Raw genomic sequence first — 14,376 nt, 5'->3', positions numbered from 1 at the left:
CAGTGCGACGCTTGCGCCATGAATCGCTGGAGCAGCGACGGTTGCTGGTGGCGACGGTTTCGGTGACGGTCCAGACGCCGGTCGCCGTTCCCGAGGCACCGCTGCAGCGGATCGTTTACACGTTCAATCGGGACGAGACCGCTGGATTCTTGGCGGTCCCGTTTGAACTGTCCGGAGACGCAACGTACGACGTGGACTACACGGCGCGGGAACGGGACCGCGATACGATTTGGCTGCCCGACGATGCTCCCGTCAGCGGTGACGTCGTCGGCACTGCCACGTTTTTTCCGGGTGAGTCAACGGTCGATCTGATCATCACCGCGCGAACCGACTCGATCAGCGAACCCCACGAAAGCGTGGTGGTGACTCTGGTCGAAGCGGACGAGTTCGGCCCGGTCTACAGTGGGGCGGCGTTGTTGGCGAGTCATCAAGACACCGAGTACTTTATCGCAGATGATGAGAATCGACTGGGGACGGTCGATATCGAAACGGGGGTCGTTGAGGTGCTCGGCAGCATCAACACCGCCGACACAATCACGGACATCGCGTTCACCGAAGACGGCCGACTGTTCGCAATCTCGTTCGAGCGTCTTTACGAAGTCCGTTTGGCCGATGCGAGCGCGGGACTGATTCCGGTCACGTCGCTCGGGCAGCACGGCATCAGTGGTGCCAATACGCTTATCGACGCGCGGGACGGTGATTTTGGAAGTGAAACGGGGGACCTGTTTGCCGTCGGAGACGCTTTCTTGGATTTGCAGCGGATCGATTTGGAACTGGTCAACGACGAAGTGGTGATGATGAATGTCACCACCGTGTTTGATATCGATGGCACGCTTCAGTCTCAACTGATGCCGTTTCGTTTTGTGGCCAGCGGTGACTTGGATTACCTGTCCGGAGGGCAATTGGCCTTGTCGGCATCGGGGTACGATCAATTCGGAGCGTTTGACCCGTATGATTCGTTGATCGAAATCAAGACGCCCGGTACCGGTGGTGTGATCGAAAACTGGCCGGAACCGGCCCAGGACTCCAACGAAGACTTTGACAACGTGTTCGGTTACGCCTTTGACGGGAACGACAGCTTTGCGTTCTCCGGACACACGATGCTATCGGTCGGTCAGTTCAGCCGAGACACGTCCAGGGAACTGGAAATGACCGGCCGGCCTTACCTGATCGGGACGCCGGCGGTTGCCAGGGGCAGGATTCTCGGCGACCAGGTCACGCAAAACACCATCGGGCTGTATCAAGGCGACATTTCGTTGTTCCACTTGAAGGAATCGTTCACGTCGGGGCCATCGGATATTTATTTCGGGTTTGGCCCGAGTGGCAACTTGGGCTGGAATCCATTGAGCGGGGATTGGAATGGTGATGGCATCGACACGGTCGGTTTTTACCAAGGCGATATCTCGCTGTTCCATCTGAAAGATACGTTCACGGGCGGGGCCTCGGATCAGTACTTCGCGTTCGGCCCGGGCGGCAACGCCGGTTGGATTCCGTTGGCGGGCGACTGGGACGGGGACGGCGTCGACACCATCGGCCTGTACCAGCCGGATATTTCGCTGTTCCACTTGAAGGATTCGTTTACACCGGGGGCGTCGGATCATTACTTCGCGTTTGGGCCTGGTGGAAACGCCGGTTGGACGCCACTGGCGGGAGATTGGAACGGTGACGGAATCGACACGGTCGGCTTGTACCAACCCGATATCTCCCTCTTCCACTTGAAGGATTCGTTCACTCCGGGAGCTTCGGATCACTACGTGCAATTCGGTCCCGGCGGCGGCGGTCGGATTCCGTTGGTCGGCGACTGGGACGGCGACGGCGTCGATACGATCGGGCTGTACCGGGGCGACACCTCGTTCTTTCAGTTGAAGGATTCGTTCACGCCCGGTGCTGCCGATCACTCGTTTGCGTTTGGCCCCGGCGGCAATGCGGGCTGGGTGCCGCTGTCGGGTGACTGGAATGGACGGACCATGCCTCCGCCCCCGCCGGCACCGCTCGCCTCAGCCGGATCGTTGTTTTCTAATCCTGTGCACGCGTCGCTCGATCAGGTTCATGCCGACCCGGTTTTGCAAGGCTCCGGTTGGGGGCTTGCGGCCAAGGTCGAAGTCACGAGGCTCGGTTCGGTCGGGGCGACGGACTCGGTGGTCGATTCATCCCGCCGACCGACGGCTGAGCGGACTGCCGAAGCGGGCGATTCGGGATCGATACACACGGGGCTGGATTCAACGCCGCTTGAGTTGCTGGATGAATCGATGGCCCAGTGGCGTTAATCTTCAGTTTCCAAGGTCACCGCCGACCGCCGGTAGGTTACGCTGCGGCAATCCTTCACGTAGAGTGAAAGGGTGGTCTGGCGCATGATGATGTTGAGAGGATTATCTTTCGATGGCGACTCGACGACCGGCGCGTCGGCGAAAGCGACGCCCCAATGCCGCCCAATTCGAACAAGAACTGATCGCACTTGCCCAGCAAGGTCAGTTCAGCGAGGTCGTAGCGGCCTGTGAAAAACATCGGCGACACGGTCCGCTGTCGGTGCTGGCGATGCATGTCGATGGAGTGGCGTTGACGCAGTTGGAGCGGTTCGATTCCGCGATCGACACGCTGCGGGCGGCGGCCAAGCGATGCGATGCTGAGAAAAACGCGGCCCAAGCGACGGCGATTCAAAACGATTTGTCCAAGTCGTTTTATGCAGCCAAGCGATACGGGGAAGCCATCGAGGTTCTGACGCGGCTGCGAGATCAGAACCCTGATGAAGTGACGTTTGCGCGAAACCTGATTCTGGTGCTGGAGGAATCTGGACAACTCGATGCCGCGTTGACCGAGTGCCAGGCGGCGGTCAAGCGATGGCCCGACGACGTGCACCTGGCGTTTCAGTTGGGCGACTTGCAAATGGCAGTTGAATCGTGGCACGAAGCCGTCGACGCGTTGTCGATTGTATTGAAGCTGGACCCTGATCATCAGTCGGCTCGGCGAAAGTTGGTGACGGCGTACCGGAGGCTCGATGACCAGGCGGGCGTCGCCGCGGCACTTCGCGATTGGTTGCAGCGGGATCCCGATAACTCGATCGTCCGTCACCTGTTGTCTGCACAGGAATCCGAGTCCCTTGAAGTCGAAGCGTTGCCGGCGCGGGCCTCGGACGATTACGTCCGGGAGGTGTTTGATCAGTTTGCCGAAACGTTTGACGAACAGTTAAAGTCGCTCGATTACGCCGCACCGCGATTGCTTCGGTCAATGATTGCGGAACTCGGGTTGTCCGCCGACGGCAGCTTGTCGATCTTGGATGCCGGTTGCGGCACCGGTTTGATGGGCGACCTGTTGCGGCCGTTTGCTTCACGACTGGTGGGCGTGGATCTATCTGCGGGGATGCTCCAGCGGGCCGGCGATCGCGGCTACGACTCGCTGGAGTGTTCGGAGCTGGTGGCCTATTTGAACGAGCATCCCGACGAGTTTGAATTGATCGCGTCGATGGACACCTTGATCTACTTTGGTGATCTGGCGGCCGTTTGTCTGGCGGCTCATCAGTCGCTGCGTGGTGAGGGCGCCCCGCTGGTCTTTACGCTCGAGAAATGGGACGCATCGGGCGGTTCGGTGGGGTACCATCTCAATCCATCGGGACGCTATTCGCATCGAGTCGATTACGTTCGGGAAACCTTGGAGCGATGCGGGTTTTCAGAGATCAGCGTCAAGGAGTCCGTGTTGCGCAAAGAGGCCGGCAAAGAGGTGAGCGGCCTGTGCTGGGTCGCGCGAAAGAGCGGATCGAGTGTCAGGCGCGGTGGATAAGCTGCAGATGTCCGCCGCCGTAACGCTCGATGTGGATTTGAAAGGCGTCACGTTTCCAGGAGGATTGCGACTCGGCCAGGGCGGCGTTCTGTTCGAAGCGAACTTCGCTCAGCACGACGCGGCGACTGGGCCGATAGGAGAAGAGGTTCACCGAGATGTTGAAGACTTCGTAGGCATTGGCTCTCAGGTTGGCCGACAGTTCGCCGCTTTCCAGGCTGTCGGCCACGGCTCCCATCGGGATTTGGGTCAAGGCGGCGCCCAGGATGGCGACGCAGCGGAGGTCACAGGCGATCTGACCGCGAACCGAGCCGTCTCCGTCGGTATAAATCGCGACAGCAGCCGGCGAATGAACGTGGTCTTCCGGTTTGATCGTGGTAGCCGATACCTTCAACCCGAACAGGTGGTTCATGAATTTGCCGATTTCGTCGGCAGGGATGGCAGGGCTGGCGATAGACATAAAATGGGGCACTAACGGTAAGTCGGGAGCATCGTGAGTTTGGACCGCATGGACACGCTAGGTGAGGATCGGATCGAGCGCCGCTTGCATCGAACCCGGTGTGAAGGGTTTGGTGACGAGGAAATCGGCACCCGCCTCGTGGGCCAGTTCTTTGGTTTCCAGACTGCTTTCGGAAGTGATAAAACCGAAGCGGACGTGGTTGCCCGAATCACGCACGCGTTTGAGCAGATCGATGCCTTTCATCTCAGGCATGTTCCAGTCGGACAGCACCAGATCGGGCGATTCAGTGGCGATCTTGTTCAGCGCGTCGATTCCGTTTTCCGCCTCGATCACGGTGAATCCACTGAAGTCGGTTTGTTTCAGTGTGCGGCAGACAATCATTCGCATTGCTCTGCTGTCGTCAACGATCAGGATTTTCATTTTCGTTCTCCTTGAAACGATTGGCCAGTAGCGGGAGAGGAGCTCATGCTTGGATCAGTTCGACGGTGAGCAGGTTTCCACAAACGTCGTACATGATCGTCAGACTGGTGGGTGTCGGATCCGGTTGGGCGGTTCCGACACAGGGCAGCGAGAGGGTGCAATCCTGGTCGATCATTCCTTTCACGTTCCCACCGATAACATTGACGACTTCGCCGAACGCATCCAAAACGTCTTCATCGTCCAGGACGTCGGCGGCTTGAGCAAACATAGCACAGGCGATGCGGCGGGCCAGTTTCTCGCAGGCGTAAATCTGCAGAGTTGCTTGCCAGGAGCCAGAAATTCGAACCGCAGCCATGAGCTGATTGGGGGCGATGGGTTCGGGCGAACCGTCGAAGGATTGGTGCGGCAGTTCGAGCATGGTCGTCAAGACGTCCTGGACCATCTGCGCGAGACTCTGGTGACTGATCCTGTCGCGACCGCTGGGCTCAGATGGCCGCGGGGCGATAATAAACGATGTCATCAATTTCTTTCCTTTGATAGGGAACGCACAGTCCGATCAGAGTCTCAGCGGCTCCGATGACAAGGTATCCATCGGGACGCATGGCACCGCGAAGTCGTTTCAGAATGTTTTGCTTGGTCGGCTGATCGAAGTAAAGCAACACGTTGCGGGCCAGAACGATGTCGAATTGCCCGAGGTAGGGCCAGGGCCGCGCCAGATTGATGCGATGGAATTCGATCCTCTCGCGCAGCTCAGGCTTAGCCTGCCAGGCTGCACCGCGACGATCGAAGTGGCGGAGGAGTTGGGCGGTCGGTAATCCACGGGCAATTTCCAGGGCGCTGAACGTTCCCAGCCGCGCGCGTTTGATCATTTTCTCGCACAAGTCCGATGCAGTGATGCGAATGTCCCAGTCGTGCAAGTGGCGAAAGTGGTCCTCCAGCAACATTGCGATGGAATACGGTTCTTGTCCGCTGGAACACGCGGCGCACCAGATTCGCAGTTGCTTTCGATTGCGGTTGTTGGCGACGATTTGCGGTAGCACTCCTTTGGCGAGTGATTCAAACACCGAGGCGTCACGAAAGAAGCTGGTTTCGTTAACGGCGACCGCTTCGACCACCTGGGAGGAGAGCGCCGAATCGTCACTGCGACGCAGATGTCGGACCAAGGACGAGACGTCCTTCAGACCGGCAGTGCCGGCAATCGGCGCGAGCCGTTGTTCGAGCATGCCGACGTGTCGCGGCGCCAACCGTTGGCCCGAATGGTCGGCGACCAGCGTGCGAAGGAAGGCGAAGTCGGCGGTTGCGAGTGTCATTGCAAAGGAGACCGGCTGCGTTGCGGTGATCAACTGGTAGAGGCGGTCAGGGGTTCGCGCATGCCGGAGCCGACGACGCGAAGGATTTGTGAGGCGATTTGATCAAGCGGCAAAACGCGATCGGCAAGTCCGGCATTGGCCACTTGGCCGGGCATGCCCCACACGATACTGCTTTCCTGGTCTTGGACGTAAACGCGGGCTCCGCAGGCTTTGAGTGATTTGGCGCCCCGCGTTCCGTCCTGTCCCATGCCGGTCAAGACAATTCCCAAGGACTGATCACCGAAACAGTTGGCCAGCGAACAGAACAGCGGATTGACCGAAGGACGGCAGGCGTTTTCCGGGGGCTCCTGATTCAATCGCACGTGGACCCCGTCACGCTCACGTGATGCGACCATGTGATGGTCGCCCGGGGCGATCAGGACGGTTCCCGGCGTGAGCCGATCGCCGTCGGCTGCTTCGCGAACACAGTGGCCGGTTTGTGAGGAGAGCCGTTCGGCGAGCAGTCCGGTAAACACCGGTGGCATGTGCTGGACGATCAGAATCGGTGTGGGGAAGTCGTGGGGAAGTCCCGACAACAGTTTGGACAAGGCCTGGGGGCCACCGGTGGAAACGCCGATGGCGATCGCGGCGACGCTGCGATTCGATCCCTCGGCATCCCTGGTCGGGAAGGTCGCGGTCGGTTCGGCAGCAGAGGTCGCCGCCATCGAATCGGCCCGCTTGCCGGCGGTCCATTGCATCAGCTTGGGGATCAGGTCTCGCCGCAGCGAATCCAAGGCTTTTTGAATGTGTCCGGCACCGGTCGGTTTGGTGGCGAAATCGGTTGCCCCGGCGGCGATGGCATCCAGCGACGCTTCGGCGCCACGGCTGGTCAGCGAACTGAACATGATGACCGGCAGTGTGCGGCCCAGTTTACGAATCTCTCGAACCGCCTCGACGCCGTCCATGACCGGCATTTCGATGTCCATCACCACAATGTCGGGACGGGTCTGGTCGAGCTGATCGATGGCGTCGCGTCCGTGCTTGGCTTCGCAAACCACTGTCATCGACGGTTCCAGCTCCAGCGCGGTTCGGATCAACCGGCGCATGATCGCTGAATCGTCACACACCATGACGCGAATCTCATTGTTCATAGTCAAGCTTCCTTCGACGTTAGGAAAGATCGCTGGGATCGCGCTGGTTGTCTTGCAGGACTTCGCCGAAAATCGTTTCGACGATCCCGTTGTCGTTGTTCAAGAGCTGCGGATGCCCGTTCTTGGCGATCACATGAGCCCCGCGGTTGAGTCCGACGTCATAGTCGGTGGCTTCTTCGTACCGTTGGAAGTGATTGGCGATGTGGTCGGCCGCGGCGACCAGCGAAATCAGCTTGCCGTCGGGGTGATGGGTTTCTGGCAGGTGATGTAGTTCGATGGAGGCCACCAGGGCGCGGGGGAGCCCGTTGTGCGTGGCGAACCAGGCGCCGAACGCGCAGTGGTCGATCCCCAGGATTTCGTTTTCGGCCGTCAAGCACTGCCCGTCTTCGACAAACGCCAACGGGTCGGCTTTGGCAAAGGACTCGGGGGCGGCGACCGCCAACAGCAGGCGGCCGAAATCGTGCAGCAGGCCCGCGGTGAACTCTTCACCCTCGAAACCGAGCCGCAGCTGTTTATTGATGTGGGTGGCCACCTTAGCGGTGCGAAAACTGTGTTGCCAAATGACTTCGCGGACCCACTCCTGTTCAAGCGGCATGCTTTTCATCAAGCTCGCCGCGCTGGAGGTCAGGATCAGGTTCCGGCATTGCCGCAATCCGAGTCGAACGACCGCCTGGCGAAGACTGACGACGGGGGAACTGGCAGCGAAATACACGCTGTTGGACAGCGACAGGATTTCGGTGGCCAGTTTGACATCACGCTCGATGACTCCGGCGAATTCGGCGGTCACGCAGTCGGGGTCTTGTGCCAACTCCAAGGCTTCGGTGGCGACCGCCGGCAGCATGGCCAATTCGTCCGAACGCTTGAGAAGGGCTTGTTTGAGCTTTTCGGGTGGTGAGCAGGTTTGGACGGTCATCAGAGATACCACTGTAATGATTACGTAGGGGAGTCGGGCAATTGTCGGTGCCGTTGCGCGACGGGGTCGGCAGGAACTGTTAATTTTCTCGAACGTAGGGGAACACGGACATCGGACCGCCGCCGTCGCCCCACCCCTCACCCAAATGGTGCCACCCACCATTTATTTGACTCTATTTCTCCACCGGGGTAGAATCGGGCCACCATTGCTTTTGGGGAGGAAGGTGCCATGGGACGTCCGTTGCGTTCAGAGCAGGTTGCGGGTGATGAAGTGTCGATTGTCCATGCCGTTCAGCGGTGTGTCCGGCGCGCGTTCTTGGCGGGCGTCGACCGGGCGACGGGGAAGGATTATGGCTTCAGACGCGAGTGGATTCGGCGGCGGATGGAAGCCCTGGCGTCCGTGTTCGGTGTCGATGTGCTCTCCTATGCGGTGATGTCCAATCACCTGCATCTGATCCTCCGCAATCGGCCCGACGTCGTCGCCGCTTGGACCGATCAAGAGGTCGCCATCCGGTGGCTGAAAGTCTTCCCCGGACGTCGAATCGAAGAGCACTTGGGCGAGCCGACCGAAAACGATGTACAAATGCTGGTCTCCGATCGGGAGCGTCTTGCCGAAGTACGGCGTCGGTTGTCGGATATCTCCTGGTTCATGCGTTCCCTGAGTGAGCCGATTGCGCGGATGGCTAACCGGCAAGACGAGTGCACCGGTCGATTCTGGGAAGGCCGATTCAAGCTGCAACGCATTACCGACGAGGCGGGATTGTTGGCGTGTGCAATGTACGTGGACCTCAATCCGGTTCGTGCCGCGCTGGCGGAATCGCCCGACCAGTCGGTGCACACGTCGGGCTACGATCGGATCAAGGCAGAGCAAGGCCAGCAGATCGACTCAGCCGCCTTTGACCTGGTTCCGATCACCACAAAACAGGCTGGCGAAGAGCGTCGCAACACGCCGGTCGATGAACTGCGTAACAAGAAGCGAGCGAAACGCAGGAACCCGACCGGCAAACGCATTCGTCGCGACGGTTGGCTGGCGCCGTTGACCCTGAATCGTTCGACACTTTCGAGCGATGCGGAGTTGAACCGCGAGGGTGTGCGGGCGAGCGACAAAGGGTTCTTGGGGATCAGCCTGACAGACTACACCAAACTGCTCCGTTGGACGGCGAAGCAAAGCGAAGAGGGAGCGGGACGCAAGGTCCCCCCGAGTCTGCAGGGACTGGTTTCTCGGTTAGGGATCGACTTGTCGATGTGGCGTGATCTGGTCTGGAACTTTCAACGTTACTTCGGCAATAGCTGCTGTGCGGGATCACCGAGCGGCATGACACAGTTCGCCGAGTCGAGCGGTCGCAAATGGGCCAAAGGGCACCGGCAAGTCGCCGAGTGCTTCGCTGCATAACCAAAGCCTGATCCGAGTTCCTTCGGTCTGCAATTGCGCATTCAATAGTCCACGATCGTATCGTGGCCTCGTTGCAATTAGCATCGACATCCAGCGACACTACAGTAAAGACCCGCTGCGATTCGCTTTCCAATAGCACTGAAGGACTGTTACGATCGCTGTTGCAGTCGTCGCGGTCACAGGAGGTGGATGGCACCAGTTGGGAGGGGGCGGCTGTTGGTTGTTTGGGCTGTGGGAGGGGGGCTGAATTAGAGCGATTCCAGGAACGCGTCTTCTTTGGCGGCCGGCAAGCGATACTTGCCACCGGAGGCGCCTCGGTTTGATGCGCTGTCTTGCTCTGAGGTTTCGCGTCCGGACGCTTCACCGGATTGCCCGACCAGCAGCATCAAATCGGCGGCCAACCGTTCGATGCTGGCGGCGGTCACGAGGGTTTCATCACTGCCGGAGGTTGTGCTTTGCGCCGTCTCGGCGACCATCGTGATGCTTTTGACGATTTCATAGCTGCCGGTTGCGACGTCGGATATGTTGCGCGAGATTTCCGAGGTCATCGCCGTTTGCTCTTCGACGGCGCCGGCGATCACGTTCTGGCTTTCATCGATCTCGCGAATGATCTCGCTGACCAACCCGATCGCATTAACCGCTTCTTGCGTGTCGGCTTGGATCGCTTCGATGCGTCCGATGATGTGTTTGGTCGCCCGACTAGTTTCTTTGGCAAGCTCCTTGACTTCGTTGGCGACGACGGCAAAGCCTTTGCCGGCCTCACCGGCCCGGGCCGCTTCGATGGTCGCATTGAGGGCCAACAGGTTGGTTTGTTGGGCGATCGAGTTGATGACCTTGATGACGTTGCCAATTTCCGCACTGCTTTCGCCCAGACGGGTGATGGTCTGGTTGGTTTGTTCGGTGGCGCAAACGGCATTGCGGGCGACCGAGGCGGCATTGGCCGCGTTGGCGGCGATTTCTTTGATGCTTTCTTCGAACTGCTCGACGGCGGTCGCCAAGGCATGCGCATTAGCGCTGACCTCTTCGGCCGCCCCGCTGGCCATGGTGGCTTGATCGCTGGTGTTCTCTGCATCCCGCCGCAGCCGCCGGCTGACATCGGTCAGGTCGTGGGTTGAAAGGTAACGAAGGTTGGTCGCTGAGCGACGCAGCGGCAGGATGGTTTCGCGGGCGACATAAATGCCAAAACCGGCGATCCCCAACAGAATGCCTGCGGCGCCGGCGAGCGACCACAGCATTCGCGCATCGACTAGGGCTTGGACAGCCGCTTCGTCGGCCGCATTGCGACGGGTCGCCATCGAAGCGACCGCATTGACCGCGTCGCGATGTTGTTCGTACTGCTTCCGCATCGGGCCTCGAGAAAGCAATTTGGCCGATTTGACATCCCCCCGCAAACAAGCCGGCACGAAGTCCTGATCCCGGACCCGAAAGAATTGCTTGGCCGTTTCGTAGCACTCCACCGTTTTCAGCTTCTTCATCGGTCCTTCGGCGAGTTCCTGTTCCCAGAAACGATGACTGGTTTCGAATTTCTGCTTCAATTCGATGCCGCGTTGAACCAGTTGCTGAATCTGTTCCGCACCGACACCCTCTTCCACCTCGTGGGCCATTTCGAGCGACAGCAGATAGGATTCGATGAGGTTGTTGGAAGGCGGAACCGTGTCCGAAATCAAATCCTTCCCCTGAATGATTCTGTTGTAATAGGGGCCATGGACTTTGGCCACCGACAACGTATTCCAAGACCACAATCCGTAACCGACAAAGGAGAGTGCACAGGCACCGACAAGGATGAAGATTTTGGAGCGAACGGTGAGGCGATTGAAGGACACGAAACTATTCCTTTCCGGCGTGAAGATTGAACGGTAGCTTGGGCAGGTGGTGATGACGTCAACGTCAATCAGTGGCGGTGGCGGTGGCGACGCGATCGGCATCGAGGATCAGCAACAATCGTTGTTCCAGTTTGTAGGCACATCGCAAGAACGGACGCTGCCGGCGGTGCAGCGTGCCGGGCACCGATTCGCAGTCCGCCTGATCAACCCGCATCACGTCACCGATTTCATCAACCAGTAAACCGACCGGGCCTTCGCTGGAACGAATGATGACACTCATCTCATGGCTGTCGCTGGAACGGGCCGGCAATCCCAGTGCCTTGCGTAGGCTCAACATGCTGACAATGTGGCCGCGCAGATTCATCAGGCCACGCACGACTTGAGGGGCCAACGGGACGCGTGTGGTCGGCTGAGCTCGTATGACTTCCTGGACCTTCTGGACTTCGATGCCATACAACAGCCCATCGACCAAAAAGGTGCAATAGGATTCCGGCCGGGTGAGCGTGGTGGTGTACATGATGTTTTTCAAATGGCGTGATCGAAGGTGTTTGTTGTGCTAGGCGGCGGACCAGGCGTCGGCCCAACGCCGCAAGGACGATCGCAGAAACGTCTCCAAGTCAATGATGCGGGTGACGCGTTGCTGGATCACCAGATGCCTCGCGGCGCCTGCCTGACCGCCTTCGGGTTCGGCGTGGACCGGTTGGTCGTGCAGGATGTCCAAGATTTTTTTCACGACGATCCCCGCGACACGGTCGCCGTCACGGAAGACAACCGTGTGCAACGGAGCCTCTAAGCCCAGGTGCTGGGATGAAAAATCAACGAGTTGACACTCCAGCGACCCGTCGATGGAGAACAGCGGAATGGTTTGACCGCGGTATTGAACGACATGGAAGTCGCCCAGTCGTTCAATGTCCGATGACACGAATTTCTCCAGGCGTGCGACCGACGACAACGGGATCGCGACGCGTGATTCGTCCCCCAAATCGACGATCAACAGCGATTCGCTGGACGATTCATTCGAGTGCCATGGAGGCTGTGCAATCGGCGTGTTGCGTTCGGCCTGTCCTCCGGTGATGCCGCCGTTCTGGGCCAAGCCGATCAGATCCAAGATCAAACAGATTTTTCCATCACCCATGATGGTTGCCCCGGCATAGACGGGAATCTCTTTGAAATGCGAGCCGAGCGGCTTGATGACGATCTCCTGAGTGTCGGTGATCTCATCGACGACCAAACCAAATTGGTGACCATCGGCATAGAGCACGACGATATTTAGGTCGGACGGCGGATCGCCCCGCCGCCGCGGCGGGTGAAGCCCCAGTTGTTCATCCAAGTAGATCAACGGCAACAGTTGTTCGCGAAGCCGGAACAAGGGAGTATCGTGGATGAATTCAATTTCCTGGTGCGCGCGCAGGCTGTCGATGTGAACCAATTCGAGCAGACTGGCTTGCGGAATCGCGTAACGATCTCCCTCGGTCGTGACCAGCAGCACGGGGATGATGGCCAACGTCAGCGGGATCTTGATTCGCAACGTCGTTCCCAAGCCGAGCGTGCTTTGAATCTCCAAGCTTCCGCCGATGCATTCGATGTTTGTCTTGACGACATCCATCCCGACTCCGCGGCCGGAAACGTTCGTGACCGAAGCGGCGGTGGAGAACCCCGGCAAAAAAATCAAATGGGTGATGTCACTTTCGCTGAGCGTGGACGCCCGCCGACTTGAAATCATTCCCCGTTCGATGGCTTTGGCGCGAACGATGTTGGTATCGATGCCGCCCCCATCATCGCTGATCTCGATGATCATCTGGCCGCCTTCATGAAAGGCATTGAGATGTAAGACGCCCCGCGGTGGTTTTCCGCAGGCGATGCGGCGCTCGGGCAGTTCGATGCCGTGATCGACCACGTTGCGAACGATATGGGTCAACGGATCCTTGATCGCTTCCAAAACCGTCTTGTCGACCTCCGTCTCTTCGCCTTCCATGCGGATATCAATCTGCTTGCCGTGGGAAGCGGCGAGGTCGCGAACCAAGCGAGGCAGTTTTCCCCATGCGTTGCGGATCGGCTGCATCCGCGTCTTCATGACGCCTTCTTGCAGTTCGCTGGTGATCTGGTTGAGCCGCTGGGCCGCGGCGTGCATGGGAGCGTCGTCGGTGGACCGACTGAATTGAACGATCTGATTTCGGGCGAGCACCAGTTCACCGACCAGATTGACCAATTTGTCCAACAGTTCGACATCCAAACGTACCGAGGCATCGACCAGTGACGCTTCGGTTTTCGTCACGCCGGAAGCGTCTTTCCAGTCGGAACGGGCGCGCTCGGAGTTCGCTTGTTCGGGCGCCGCGTCGCGAGGTGCTGCCGGTTTGGGTGTTGCCGGTTCGGGTGCTGCCGGGTGATGGAGGGGGGATTCGGCGGCGTTGTCGCAGTCTGTTCCGGACGCAGCGTCTGCCGCAACCGTGTCACTGGCTTGTGAGGTCGTCGCCGAGTTTTCGGATGGGGGTTGATCCGCGATCGACACGATCGGTTCGCTGACGATCGGTGCGGCCGACTGGGGCGCATACGCCGCTGTCGGCCCTGCACCCGTCGCTGTCGGTCCACCCTCAAGGGGCGCCGTCGGCGGATCGACCGTCGTCGCTGTCGGTTGCGTCCGCGCGGCTTCCAGGCGGGCGACGAGTGGCTCGTAATCGTCATCGCCCTCGCCTTGGCCGGATTCGACTTGCCGCAGCATCGCGCGAATCGCGTCAACCATTTCCAGCAGGGTGTCGGCGATCGGGCGGGTGAGCGTCAGTTCGCCGTCGCGGAGCGGGACCAACAGATTTTCACCGACGTGGGTGACGCGTTCCAACTTGGGCAGTGCGAGGAATCCGCAGGTTCCCTTGATGGTGTGAACGGTGCGGAACACGCTGGCCAGCCGTTGCTGATCGTCCGGCGCGTCTTCCAGGGCGAGCAGATCATCGTCAAGCTTGTCGAGATTCTCGTAACTCTCGACGAGGAATTCCTTGATGATGTCTTCGAAACCGTCCACAAAAAAATCTCCGGGTTTGACCCATCAAGGGGCAACATCGGAGAACTTTGCGTCCCGCGTTTTTTTTACGTCATCGCCCCCGATTCAATGGTTGTCATCGAGGGGCGGGCGAAACACTTGCCGACTGATTGGCAATTCTTT

The 14,376-nt window shown here is 59.3% G+C and carries 12 protein-coding genes; 3 read left to right on the top strand and 9 right to left on the bottom strand.

Translation table 11 applies throughout. From position 1 onward, the window contains the following. The first annotated feature begins 2 nt into the window (after positions 1-2). Both TBK1r_RS12130 and TBK1r_RS12125 read left to right on the top strand, forming a co-directional pair. Entirely contained in the window at positions 3-2,267 is a 2,265-nt protein-coding gene (locus tag TBK1r_RS12130; protein ID WP_145210614.1) for a hypothetical protein, read from the top strand. A 112-nt stretch (positions 2,268-2,379) separates the two neighbouring features. After that, a complete protein-coding gene (locus tag TBK1r_RS12125; RefSeq protein ID WP_145210612.1) occupies positions 2,380-3,774 on the top strand; it encodes a tetratricopeptide repeat protein in 1,395 nt (464 codons plus the stop codon). Here TBK1r_RS12125 and TBK1r_RS12120 read toward each other — a convergent pair. The 6 genes from TBK1r_RS12120 to TBK1r_RS12095 are packed head-to-tail and all read right to left on the bottom strand — an operon-like array spanning position 3,758 to position 8,004. Continuing rightward, complete coding sequence (locus TBK1r_RS12120; protein WP_145210609.1) at positions 3,758-4,231, bottom strand: hypothetical protein; 474 nt, start codon at positions 4,229-4,231, stop codon at positions 3,758-3,760. The two genes, TBK1r_RS12125 and TBK1r_RS12120, sit on opposite strands and share 17 nt — an antisense overlap. A gap of 57 nt (positions 4,232-4,288) precedes the next feature. Beyond that, positions 4,289-4,651: a response regulator gene (locus tag TBK1r_RS12115; RefSeq protein WP_145210606.1), complete on the bottom strand. Its 363-nt coding sequence runs from the start codon at positions 4,649-4,651 to the stop codon at positions 4,289-4,291. Positions 4,652-4,694: 43 nt separating this feature from the next. Further along, positions 4,695-5,171 (bottom strand): chemotaxis protein CheX, encoded by a 477-nt coding sequence (locus TBK1r_RS12110; protein ID WP_145210603.1) that lies wholly within the window; start codon positions 5,169-5,171, stop codon positions 4,695-4,697. Beyond that, complete coding sequence (locus TBK1r_RS12105) at positions 5,137-5,961, bottom strand: CheR family methyltransferase (RefSeq protein ID WP_145210600.1); 825 nt, start codon at positions 5,959-5,961, stop codon at positions 5,137-5,139. The genes TBK1r_RS12110 and TBK1r_RS12105 overlap by 35 nt, the downstream gene beginning before the upstream one ends. A gap of 29 nt (positions 5,962-5,990) precedes the next feature. Then, entirely contained in the window at positions 5,991-7,091 is a 1,101-nt protein-coding gene (locus TBK1r_RS12100; protein WP_145210597.1) for a protein-glutamate methylesterase/protein-glutamine glutaminase, read from the bottom strand. Between the two features lie 19 nt (positions 7,092-7,110). Beyond that, positions 7,111-8,004, bottom strand: a complete 894-nt coding sequence (locus TBK1r_RS12095) for an HDOD domain-containing protein (protein WP_419581268.1) — start codon at positions 8,002-8,004, stop codon at positions 7,111-7,113. Positions 8,005-8,232: 228 nt separating this feature from the next. Between TBK1r_RS12095 and TBK1r_RS12090 the strand changes: the two genes are divergently transcribed. Continuing rightward, positions 8,233-9,396: a transposase gene (locus TBK1r_RS12090; protein WP_145210591.1), complete on the top strand. Its 1,164-nt coding sequence runs from the start codon at positions 8,233-8,235 to the stop codon at positions 9,394-9,396. Positions 9,397-9,644: 248 nt separating this feature from the next. Here the strand turns inward: TBK1r_RS12090 and TBK1r_RS39440 are convergent, their stop codons facing one another. The 3 genes from TBK1r_RS39440 to TBK1r_RS12075 all read right to left on the bottom strand — a co-directional run bounded on the left by TBK1r_RS39440 (position 9,645) and on the right by TBK1r_RS12075 (position 14,235). Further along, positions 9,645-11,219, bottom strand: a complete 1,575-nt coding sequence (locus TBK1r_RS39440; RefSeq protein WP_473772504.1) for a methyl-accepting chemotaxis protein — start codon at positions 11,217-11,219, stop codon at positions 9,645-9,647. A 64-nt stretch (positions 11,220-11,283) separates the two neighbouring features. Then, positions 11,284-11,736 (bottom strand): chemotaxis protein CheW, encoded by a 453-nt coding sequence (locus TBK1r_RS12080; RefSeq protein WP_145210588.1) that lies wholly within the window; start codon positions 11,734-11,736, stop codon positions 11,284-11,286. Positions 11,737-11,775: 39 nt separating this feature from the next. Further along, entirely contained in the window at positions 11,776-14,235 is a 2,460-nt protein-coding gene (locus tag TBK1r_RS12075) for a chemotaxis protein CheA (RefSeq protein ID WP_145210585.1), read from the bottom strand. Positions 14,236-14,376: the final 141 nt, after the last annotated feature.

The sequence above is a fragment of the Stieleria magnilauensis genome (genome assembly GCA_007753675.1).
In the GTDB taxonomy this organism is placed as follows: Bacteria; Planctomycetota; Planctomycetia; order Pirellulales; family Pirellulaceae; genus Stieleria; species Stieleria magnilauensis.
The sequence above is the reverse complement of the archived record's forward strand: the minus strand, read 5'-3'. Positions and strand labels throughout refer to the sequence as shown.